Origin of the sequence: Methylobacterium sp. WL116 (genome assembly GCF_008039455.1) — a bacterium.
In the GTDB taxonomy this organism is placed as follows: Bacteria; Pseudomonadota; Alphaproteobacteria; order Rhizobiales; family Beijerinckiaceae; genus Methylobacterium.
This window is the reverse complement of the sequence record NZ_VRUV01000136.1, coordinates 1-9720: the sequence shown is the minus strand read 5'-3', so window position 1 is coordinate 9720 and position 9720 is coordinate 1. Positions and strand designations below refer to the sequence as shown.

Sequence of the window (9720 nt, the reverse complement as noted above, 5' to 3'; positions counted from 1 at the left end):
GCCGGGAATGCGGCGCGCCCTCGACCGCCGCCCACGCCGGGCGGCCGTTGCCGGGCACATGCCGGAGGCGCCCGGCTTGCGCGAAAGGGGGTTGTTGCGGCGCGCGAAACCGGGTCCCCTGCCGGCACGATCGCGAGCCGAGGAGCCCTCATGTCCGACCTGAACGCACGGAAGAACGCGCCCTCGCTGGAGGCGTTCTGGATGCCGTTCACGGCCAACCGCCAGTTCAAGGCGGCGCCGCGGATGTTCGTGGCCGCCGACGGGATGCACTACACCACCGACGACGGCCGCCAGGTGCTCGACGGGACGGCGGGCCTGTGGTGCTGCAACGCCGGGCACGGCCGCCGCGGGATCGCGAGCGCGGTCGAGCGCCAGCTCGCGACGATGGACTTCGCCCCGACCTTCCAGATGGGCCACCCGATCGCGTTCGAATTCGCCGAGCGCCTGGCCGAGATCGCGCCTGGGCCGGCCGGCGCCGCGCTCGACCGGGTGTTCTTCACCGGCTCGGGCTCGGAATCGGTCGACACCGCGCTCAAGATCGCGCTCGCCTACCAGCGGGCGGTCGGCCAGGGCACCCGCACCCGGCTGATCGGGCGCGAGCGCGGCTATCACGGCGTCGGCTTCGGCGGCATCTCGGTCGGCGGCATCGTCTCGAACCGCCGGGCCTTCCCGACGCTGCCGGGCACCGACCACCTGCGCCACACCCACGACCCGGCCCGCAACGCCTTCACCAAGGGCCAGCCCGAGCACGGGGCCGAGCTCGCCGACGACCTCGAGCGCCTCGTGGCGCTGCACGGCGCCGAGACCATCGCCGCCTGCATCGTCGAGCCGGTGGCGGGCTCGACCGGCGTGCTGGTGCCGCCGAAGGGCTACCTCGAGCGCCTGCGCGCGATCTGCGACGCGCACGGCATCCTGCTGATCTTCGACGAGGTGATCTCCGGCTTCGGGCGGCTGGGCGCGCCCTTCGCCGCCGACTTCTTTGGGGTGACGCCCGACCTCGTCTGCACCGCCAAGGGGCTGACCAACGGCACCATCCCGATGGGCGCGGTCTTCGCCGGCCGCCACGTCCACGACGCGCTGATGAACGGCCCGGACGGGATCGAGCTGTTCCACGGCTACACCTATTCCGGGCACCCGGTCGCCTGCGCGGCGGGGCTGGCGACCCTCGACATCTACCGCGACGAGGGCCTGCTCACCCGGGCGGCGGACCTCGCCGACGACTGGGCCGCGGCGATGCACGACCTGCGCGGGCGCGCCCGCGTCGTCGACATCCGCACCATCGGCCTGATCGCCGGGATCGAGCTGGAACCGCGCCCCGGCGCGCCGGGCAAGCGGGCCTACGACGTGTTCGTCGACTGCTTCGCGCGCGGCCTGCTGATCCGCGTCACCGGCGACATCGTCGCGCTCTCGCCGCCGCTGATCCTGGAGCACGGCCAGATCGGCGAGATCGCGCAGGTGCTGGGCGACGCGATCGACCGGGTGGCGTGAGGCCGGGGGCCCGGTTCCGCAATCCGGGCGATGCGGGCACCTCCCCTCCCCCGCAGAGGGGGAAGGGAAGAGGCGTCTTCGCTGCAACGCAACGCACGCCCGCTGGTTGAACCCGCATACGAAGGCCGCGCGCCTTCGGCAGCGAGGGTCATGCATGACGGGTTCGGTTCTGATCGTGGGCGCCAGCGGCATCGTCGGGAGCGCGGCCGCCGAGCGGTTCTCCGCCGAGGGCTGGGCGGTGGCGGGGCTGGCGCGCAAGCCCGTGGCGCAGGACGGCGTCGTGCCCGTCGCCGCCGACCTGCAGGATCCGGCCTCCCTCCAGCGGGCGCTCGCGGGCCTCAAGCCGAGCCACGTGGTGCTCGCGACCTGGATGCGCCGCGACACCGAGGCCGAGATGATCCGCGTCAACGGCGCGATGGTGGAGAACCTGCTCGACGCGCTGCGGCCGGCGGCCTCGCTCCGGCACGTCGCCCTGGTCACCGGCCTGAAGCACTATCTCGGCCCGTTCGAGGCCTACGGGAAGGGCTCGGTGCCGCAGACCCCGTTCCGCGAGGACCAGGGTCGGCTCGACGTCGAGAACTTCTACTACGCCCAGGAGGATGCGGTGTTCTCGGCCGCCGCCCGCGACGGCTTCCGTTGGAGCGTCCACCGCCCGCACACGATCATCGGCAAGGCGGTCGGCAACGCCATGAACATGGGCACGACGCTGGCCGCCTACGCCACCCTGTGCCGCGAGACCGGCCGGCCGTTCCGCTTCCCAGGCTCCGGCATGCAGTGGAGCGGGCTGACCGACATGACCGACGCGCGGCTGCTCGCCCGCCACCTGCTCTGGGCCTCGACCAGCGCCGACGCGGCCAACCAGGACTTCAACGTCGTCGACGGCGACGTCTTCCGCTGGAGCTGGATGTGGGGCCGGATCGCGGCCTGGTTCGGGCTGACGCCCGAGCCGTTCGACGGGACGGTGCGCCCGCTCGCGGCGCAGATGGCCGAGGACGGCCCGATCTGGGCGGAGATCGCTTCGCGCCACGGCCTCGCCGAGCCCGACCTCGCCAAGCTCGCCTCGCCCTGGCACACCGACGCCGACCTCGGCCGGCCGATCGAGGTGGTCACCGACATGAGCAAGAGCCGTCGGCTCGGGTTCCTCGCCTACCAGCCGACCGACGACGCATTCTTCGACCTGTTCGCCCGCCTGCGGGCCGACCGGCTGATCCCGTGAGCCGCGCCTGACGGGACGGCCGGCGCGATCCCGCATCGAGCCGGCCGATTCCTCGCCCCGGCGGCGTAGACCGGCAAGGTCGCGCCAAGGGGAAATCTTGCGCATCCGAGGACCGTCCGGTCCTTATAGGGTGATCTTAACCGGGATCGACAATCACGGAGCCTTGCGACGAAGGATTCCGCGATGCTGGCCCATTTCTCGATCCGTGCGCGCCTAGTCGGCGCGGTGCTGGTGCTGTTCCTGCTGACGGCCGGGCTCGGCGGCTTCTGCTACGCGCGCCTGCACGCCCTCAGCACCGTGACCGACGCGCTTGCGGGCAATGCGCTGCCGTCCACCCGCATCCTCGGGCGGCTCGCCACCAACTTCGAGGCGCTGCGCAGCCGGCAGCTCGCCTACCTCGTCTCCAGCGACGAGCGGCGGCCGCAATCGCTGCCGCGGCTGCGCGCCAGCATGGCCGAGCTGGACGCGGACCTGAAGGACTATGCCGGCTTCGTCAGCCCCGGCGAGGAGGCGCTGTGGGAGGCGGTGAAGGCAACCGTGCCGGCCTACTCGGCGATGGGCGAGGAATTCCTGCGGCGGCTGCAGGCGGGCGACGCGAAGGGCGCGAGCGCGCACCTCCTCGACGGCATGCTCCCCGCGCTCAACGCCGCGCGCGCCGCGCTGAAGGCCGACCTCGCCTTCAACGACGCCGCCGGCCGGGCGAGCGCCGAGAGCGCCACGGCGCTCGGCGAGCAGGCGCGCTTCGCCATCGCCGTCGGCCTCGGCCTCGTCGCGGCGACGGCGTTGGCGGTCGGGTGGATGTCGGTGTTCACGATCTCCGTGCCGGTGCAGCGGATGGCCGGGGTGATGGACACGGTGGCGGCGGGCGACACCGCGATCGCCGTGCCGCATACCGGCGAGCGCAGCGAGATCGGCGCCATGGCGGCGGCGGTGCAGGTGTTCAAGGACAACCTGATCCGCACCCGCAAGCTCGAGGCCGACACGGCACAGGCGCGGCTGGCGGCCGAGGCGCAGCGCAAGGCCGGCATGCGCCAGATGGCCGACGACTTCGAGGCGGCGGTCGGCGGGATCATCGGCATGGTGTCGTCCTCGGCGACCGAGCTGCAGGCCACCGCCCAGACCCTGACCGCGACGGCGACCGAGACGGCCGGCCAGTCCACCACGGTCGCGGCCGCGGCCGAGGAGGCCGGCACCAACGTCAACACGGTGGCGGCGGCCGCCGAGGAGCTCGGCTCCTCGGTGGCCGAGATCGGCCGGCAGGTCGGCGGCTCGGCCGAGCTCGCGCATCTGGCCGTGCGCGAGGCCGACCAGACCGGCGCCCGGGTGCAGGAGCTGAGCGCGGCGGTGTCGCGGATCGGCGCCGTGGTCGGGCTGATCTCGGACATCGCCGGCCAGACCAACCTGCTGGCCCTGAACGCCACCATCGAGGCGGCCCGCGCCGGCGCGGCCGGCAAGGGTTTTGCCGTGGTCGCCTCCGAGGTGAAGGCCCTGGCCGAGCAGACCGCCAAGGCGACGAGCGAGATCTCGGGCCAGATCGCGCAGATCCAGGCCTCGACCGGTCAGGCGGTCGCCTCGATCGGCGGGATGACCGGGCGCATCCGCGAGATCAACGCGGTGGCCACCGCGATCGCGGCGGCGGTCGAGGAGCAGGGCGCGGCGACCCAGGAGATCGTGCGCAACGTCGGCCAGGCGGCGATGGGCACGGCCGAGGTGACCAGCAACATCACCGGCGTCGCCGGCGCCGCCGAGGAGACCTGGGCGGCCGCGACCCAGGTGCTCGGCGCGGCGTCCGAGCTGTCGCGCCAGTCCGAGCACCTCGCCGCCGAGGTCGGGCGCTTCCTCGCCACCGTGCGCGCGGCCTGACCGCGGGCGGGATCAGGCCGGCTCGGTCCCGCACCATTCGGCCACGAACAGCGCCATCGCCGTGGTGATGCGCCGGACCGAGGCGAGGCTGACGCGCTCGTCGAAGCCGTGGATGTTCTCGCTCCGCGGGCCGTAGCACAAGGCCGGCACCCGCTCGTAGAGGGCGTGCACCCGGGTATCGAGGTAGCAGGGCGACATGACGCTCGTGAGCGCCGTCCCGACCGCCGCGCGGTGGGCGGCGGCGAGCACGTTCTCGGCGTCCGAGCCCGGCTCCAGCACGTAGCCCTCGGCGAAGAAGCCGTCGAAGCTCACCCGCGGCGGCGTGCCCGACAGGAACGGGTCGGTGCGGGCGAAGGCGCCGACCGCCGCCTCGATCTCGGCGGCGGCGTCGGCCGCGCGGAGGCCGGGATAGAGCGCGATCCGGCAGCCGATGCGGCACCAGGCCGGCACCGAGGAGATCCAGTTGCCGCCCTCGATCCGGCCGATATTGAGGTTGATCGGGTGCTCGGCCTCGGCGAAGTGCGGCCGGCCGGCCCGGTCGGCGTTCCAGCGCGCCTCGACCGCGCGCAGGGCGCCGATCACCCGGTAGGTCGCGTCGATGGCGTTGGCGCCGGCCCCCATCTCGCGCACGTGCACCGGGCGCCCGCGCACCTCGACCGTGAACCACAGCACGCCGGTGTTGGCCCGCACCAGGGCCTCGTCCATCGGCTCGGGGATCAGCACCGCGTCGGCGCGGTAGCCGCGCAGGTGCGCCGCGAGCGCGCCGTTGCCGGTGGATTCCTCCTCGACCACCGACTGGATCGTCACGGTGGCGGCCGGCTGCAGGCCGATGCGGCGCAGGGCGTCGAGGGCGAACAGGTTGGCCGCGTGCCCCGCCTTCATGTCGGCGGCGCCGCGCCCGTACATCCAGTCGCCGGCGATCACCGGATCGAAGGGCGGGTGCGTCCACAGATCGAGCGGCCCGGGGGGCACCACGTCGACATGGGCCTGGAGGATCAGCGAGCGCCCGCGCTCGTCCCGCGGCCGGTGGATGCCGACCACCACCGGCGCCTCGGAATGCCCGGCCGCGACCTTGGCGCCGCCGGGATGGGCCTCGACCGCGGCGGCGTCGATGCCGAACCGCTCGGTGGCGTAGCCGCGCGCGCGGAAGCCGCGGAACACGAAATCCTGGATCGCGTGCTCGGCGCCGCGGGTCGAGCCGAACCGCACCAGCGTCTGGGTGTGGGCGACCTGGTCGGCGAACCCGTCCGCGACGGAAGCCGCGATGCGGGCGGCCAGGGCAGGATCGAGGCGCATGCGGGGTCCTCAGGGCTCGCGACGGCGGAACGCCGCGAGCCTACCGCGCCCGCGCGCGCCGGCCTAGGCGAAGGCCGGCGCGGCATGCCTTCGCGCAGCGGTCGCCGGCGAGACGACCGGAAGCTCTGGGCTGGATCGCACGCGTCGCCCCATCGAATGCGGAACGCGATCGGGACATCGCCTCGTTCCGACGTCGCGATTCGCCCCGAGGTCACCCGACCTCGTCGCCTCGGAGATCTTGCGGTTCGCGCGCAGGCCGGCTGCGCTGGGCGATCGCCTTGCCGACCGTGAACAGGAGCGTCCGACTCATCGTCTTCATCTCGTGCGTGCCGTGCTCGTCGATGACGGCATGCGCGGCCATGACCGCGTCGGCGACCGCATTCAGATCAGGCGTGTGATCCACAAGCATTTCCTTCCTGCACGGAAAGATAAAATGTAAAATTTTTACAGAGCTGTGCCTGTCTCTATTCTTGTACATTATTTACGATTTTACTACCCCCTCTGCAATGCTAAGATGCATTCCTGTCGAGCTAGAGACGGATACACGAGGGAATAAGATGGATATGCCGACACCTAAGGGGACCGACATGGCCCCTGAAGTCAGCGGTTCCGAGACGCTCGCTCATCTCGCGCTGATGCTCGGCTGCTCCCCAGACTCATTCTTCGAGCAGTCCAACGCCGGCTACCCGAAGGATGCCTCGCTGCTCATCCAGACTTGGCTGGCGATCAAATCGCCGAAAGGGCGCGACGCGGTGTTCGCGTTCGCCCGCGAGATGCTCCGGGCGGAGAAGCAGTAAGATCACGCGGATTGCTCGGCACCTCTCCCTTGGATGGAGAATCGGATCACGCTCGATAAGTAAAAATATGACGATTTATCCGGGAATTCCACCTGATTGATGTCCATGGTACGGCTCGGAGCGATTGCTGATCTATGTATCGCGCACCATGTATTCTCGGTGGTCGGCTCGTTTCAGGGCGCTGACGATTGAGGGACAGCGTGTGCTCTTGCCCGCAACGCGAGAGCACACGTGGCAGATCTCCAGCAGGCCGCCCTGCGCAACCGCCTCCTGCGCGCGCTGCCTCCGGAGGACTTCGCCGCCCTGGCGCCTGCGCTGCGTCCCGAGGCGATCCCGCTCCGGCGCGTGCTCATCTCGGCCAACACGCAGATCACGAGCGTCCACTTCGTGGAGGCGGGCATTGTCTCCGTCACCTCCGATGCGCCCAGCGGCCGCATCGAGATTGGGCTGCTCGGCCGCGAAGGCTTGGTCGGGGCCGCCCCGGTCCTGCTCGACGACGACCGCAGCCCGTTCACCCACTTCGTGCAGGCGGCCGGGCACGTCTTGACGGTCGATGTGCCCGACCTGCGCGCCGAAGTGGAGCGACGCCCCGCCCTACGGAGCCTCCTGCACCGATACATCCAGACCCAAACCATCCAGACCGCGCAGACCGCGTTCGCGAACGCCCGCGGCGGTACGCCGACCCGCCTCGCCCGTTGGCTGCTGATGTGTCACGATCGCGGCGAGGGCGACGACATCACGGTCACGCAGGAGTTCATGTCGCTGATGCTGGGCGTCGAACGGCCCGGCGTGACGATGGCGATGAAGGTTCTCGAGAAGGACGGCCTCGTCGGCAAGCGCCGGGGCCACGTCCAGATCATCGACCGCGAGCGTCTGCTCGATGTGGCGGGGGACGGCTACGGCTTGGCCGAGACCGAGTACGCTCGGCTGATCGAGGGAAGCGACGCTCCGGAGGCGCGGTAGTCCGCGCCACGACCGCGTCACGGGTCGGGCCGACACCGAGCCGCGGAGGGGACTTGCCGCCGGTGGATGCCCGCGGGGCGGACGCCTCGGGAGCGGCCGTCGCGCGCCCGCCGGCTCGCGACCCGCCTCATGCCAAGCCTCGCCGAGCGTGACGCATCGAGCCTTGGCCCCCGCGACTGCGGGGCGGCGGTCGTCCGCCGGACCTCATGGGTCCTGACCTATGAGACCCGGTATCAGTCGTGCGCCGCGGGGATCGCGCCATCGATGCGCGCTGCGGTGACGCTCACCCGCACGCGGTGCCAGCAGGCGCAGAGGTAGCCCTTGTGGTTCCAGGTGTCGTCCGGCAGCGCCGGCTGCGTCTGGCCGGCGGCGTCCCAGGCGCGGACCGCGAGCTCGTGCTCGCCCGGCGGCAGATCGAGCTCCACCGCCCAGAACGTCCAGGCGAACGGCGCGCCGGCCGCGTGCTCCAGGTTGGCCTGCCGCCAGGACCGGCCGCCGTTGCCGGAGACGTCGACGCGCACGATGGCCCGGTCGCCGCTCACCGCGTAGCCGCGAACCCTGGTGCGACCGGCGCGGAGGGCGGCGCCGCGCTCCGGCTCGCAGATCGCGGCGTTCAGCGGCATCGTGTCGATGGTGTGCCCCCGGGCCGGGTCCGCCGTCTCGGCGCCGACGTCGGGCGGGTACAGCTTGTAATCCTCGGCCTGGATCGGGTTGTCGGACGGGCGATCCTGCACGGCGAGGCGCCGGAGCCATTTGGGGCTGCGCACGCCGGCGAATCCCGGCACCACCGCGCGGACCGGGAAGCCGTGCTCGGGCAGCAGGGCTTCCCCGTTCATGGCGTAGGCGAGCAGGGTCTCGGGCGCCATCGCCTTGGCGAGCGGGATCGAGGCGCCGTACGGGCGGCCGTCCACCCGGTCGTGGCTCTCGAAGGCCACGTGGAGATCGGCGCCCTCGGTGACGCCCGCCGCGCGCAGGAGGTCGCCGAGGCGCACGCCCGTCCAAGCGGCCGTGCCGATCGCCCCGGCATCCCACGGGTCGCCCGAGACCGGGGCGACCGCCCGCATGTCGGCGCGCCGGTTGCCGGCGCACTGCAGCGTCGCCGTGACCGTGACCTGCGGGAAGCGGGTCCGCAGGTCGTGCAGCGAAAGCGCCCGCGCGGCACCGTCTCCGCCCTCGACGGCGAGGCGCCAGGTGTCGGGGTCGAGGTCCGGCAGGTCGCCGTGCGAGCGGACGTAGAAGTCCTCCGCCGGGGTCCGGTAGGCGGCCCGCAACCGGGCGAGCGGCGGCTCGGCGTTGTAGGGCCGATCGCCGTGGACGATCAGGCGTGCCTTTCGCTCGGCCAGGCTCGACATCGGGGCTCCCGTTCGGATGCGGACACGGGCCATGAACGCGCCGGCGGCGCGAAGGCTCACGCGCCGCCCCGAAACGGCCCGGGCGACATCGTCACAGGCGTTGGCGCGCTCCCGCGCGCGCCCGATCCCGGGGATCGGGTCCGGGCCGGGGAGCCCGAGCGGCTACTTCGTGGCGTGGAGGGTCGGCGGCCCGAGATGCTGCAGGAAATCCGGCTTGCCGAGGCTCACCCCGGCGGCCCGCAGAATGCCGTAGGCCGTGGTGACGTGAAAGAAGAAGTTCGGAAGCGCGAAGCCGGTGAGGTAGCCCTGCCCGCTGAAGCGGTATCCCATGCCGTTCGGGAACGTCAGCTCCACCGCGCGCTCCGCACCGAGGGCCAGAGCCGCCGGATCGACGCCCTCGACGAAGGCGATCGTCCGGGCGCAGCGCGCCTTGAGCTCGGCGAAGCTCGCCTCGACGTCGGGCATCGCGGGCGCCGCGATCCCGGCGAGCCGGGCCACCGCGTTCTTCGCGCTGTCGGACGCCATCTGATACTGGGCCGGCAACGGCTTCATGTCCGGAGCCAGCCGCCGGCCGAGCAGGTCGGCCTCCGGCTTCTCCGCCGCCGCCTTGTCGAGCCACGCGCTCATGTTGCCAAGCGCGTGGACGAAGACCGGGACGCTGACGTCGTGGATGCTGATGCTCATCCGGCCTGGCTTAGGCGGCGGCCCGGGACGACGCGGTGACGGGGCGCACACCGCGCGCGGG

At 72.2% G+C, this 9720-nt stretch carries 9 protein-coding genes; 5 read left to right on the top strand and 4 right to left on the bottom strand.

Going from position 1 to position 9720, the window contains the following annotated elements; translation table 11 throughout:
• Nucleotides 1-159: 159 nt before the first annotated feature.
• The 3 genes from FV223_RS12290 (at nt 160) to FV223_RS12280 (ending at nt 4567) form a co-directional block, all read left to right on the top strand.
• Nucleotides 160-1488: an aspartate aminotransferase family protein gene (locus FV223_RS12290; protein WP_147727317.1), complete on the top strand. Its 1329-nt coding sequence runs from the start codon at nt 160-162 to the stop codon at nt 1486-1488.
• 154 nt (nt 1489-1642) lie between these two features.
• Nucleotides 1643-2704: an SDR family oxidoreductase gene (locus FV223_RS12285; RefSeq protein WP_147727316.1), complete on the top strand. Its 1062-nt coding sequence runs from the start codon at nt 1643-1645 to the stop codon at nt 2702-2704.
• A 183-nt stretch (nt 2705-2887) separates the two neighbouring features.
• Nucleotides 2888-4567: a methyl-accepting chemotaxis protein gene (locus FV223_RS12280; RefSeq protein WP_147727315.1), complete on the top strand. Its 1680-nt coding sequence runs from the start codon at nt 2888-2890 to the stop codon at nt 4565-4567.
• 12 nt (nt 4568-4579) lie between these two features.
• On the opposite strand, the gene FV223_RS12275 is transcribed toward FV223_RS12280, so the two are convergent.
• Together FV223_RS12275 and FV223_RS12270 are read right to left on the bottom strand one after the other, a co-directional pair.
• The gene (locus FV223_RS12275; RefSeq protein ID WP_147727314.1) at nt 4580-5863 is read right to left on the bottom strand and encodes an ArgE/DapE family deacylase; all 1284 of its coding nucleotides are present in this window, start codon (nt 5861-5863) and stop codon (nt 4580-4582) included.
• A gap of 211 nt (nt 5864-6074) precedes the next feature.
• Entirely contained in the window at nt 6075-6266 is a 192-nt protein-coding gene (locus FV223_RS12270; protein ID WP_147727313.1) for a hypothetical protein, read from the bottom strand.
• A 154-nt stretch (nt 6267-6420) separates the two neighbouring features.
• Between FV223_RS12270 and FV223_RS12265 the strand changes: the two genes are divergently transcribed.
• On the top strand, nt 6421-6660 hold the full coding sequence (locus FV223_RS12265) for a hypothetical protein (protein WP_147727312.1): 240 nt from the start codon (nt 6421-6423) through the stop codon (nt 6658-6660).
• Nucleotides 6661-6891: 231 nt separating this feature from the next.
• Complete coding sequence (locus tag FV223_RS12260) at nt 6892-7623, top strand: Crp/Fnr family transcriptional regulator (RefSeq protein ID WP_147727311.1); 732 nt, start codon at nt 6892-6894, stop codon at nt 7621-7623.
• Nucleotides 7624-7856: 233 nt separating this feature from the next.
• Here FV223_RS12260 and FV223_RS12255 read toward each other — a convergent pair whose 3' ends face one another.
• Together FV223_RS12255 and FV223_RS12250 are read right to left on the bottom strand one after the other, a co-directional pair.
• Nucleotides 7857-8975 carry a molybdopterin-dependent oxidoreductase gene (locus tag FV223_RS12255; protein WP_147727310.1) on the bottom strand — a complete coding sequence of 373 codons (1119 nt, stop codon included), beginning with the start codon at nt 8973-8975 and terminating at the stop codon, nt 7857-7859.
• A gap of 162 nt (nt 8976-9137) precedes the next feature.
• Entirely contained in the window at nt 9138-9659 is a 522-nt protein-coding gene (locus FV223_RS12250; RefSeq protein WP_147727309.1) for a DUF1993 domain-containing protein, read from the bottom strand.
• Between the last annotated feature and the right edge of the window lie 61 nt (nt 9660-9720).